Below are 701 nucleotides of genomic sequence, written 5' to 3'. Positions count from 1 at the left end.
CTGTGCGAAACAAAGCGCGCGATTCTACTTGCTCTTAGCTGTTTCGTTCAAGAAAACTAATGTTAATTTAATAAGTTAGAGTATTCAGACTAGATTAGGCTCTGGTTTTATAATACTGGCGGTGAAGCTGCTCAGGTTTTGCACCAAGAAAGTATGCCGCACGTAGCCTCCACATCAATAATACGGTTTTTACTGCCCCTTCTTTTTCCCACTTGCGTGCTGAAGTAATGGCCTGATCTTTTAGGCATAAGGGCGGAGCAGAACGCTTTAAGCGTTTGCTTAACTCTATATCTTCCATTAAAGGCTGATCTGGAAAGCCGCCTACTTTCCGAAAAAGGCAGGCGCTAACAAATATCGCCTGATCTCCAGTAGCTATACCTGTAAGCCGTGAGCGAATATTGATGAACCAAGAAATTACCTTAAATATCGCGGCAGAGTTATCGAGCTGAATATCAAAGCGCCCCCAAACGGGTTCGGATGAGATTGCGCCATGTAGCATGTTAATAGCTTTACTTGGTAATACCGTATCTGCATGCAAAAACAGAAGAAGACGCCCTTGAGCTAACTCTGCACCAGCATTCTGTTGTGCGGAACGCCCACACTTTGAGCGAATTAAATGAGCATCCATATCTAGCTCACTTATAAGTGAAGAAATTATCTCGCCACTACCATCAGTACTACCGCCATCGACCAGCAGCACT

1 protein-coding gene is annotated in these 701 nt (G+C 44.2%); it reads right to left on the bottom strand.

Translation table 11 applies throughout. The features are described from left to right. Positions 1-94 precede the first annotated feature (94 nt). On the bottom strand, positions 95-701 hold a 607-nt coding region (locus A3756_RS01305), incomplete at its 5' end, for a TIGR04283 family arsenosugar biosynthesis glycosyltransferase (RefSeq protein WP_068552728.1).

This window comes from Oleiphilus sp. HI0086 (assembly GCF_001635225.1).
This window is presented reverse-complemented; position numbering and strand designations above follow the sequence as displayed.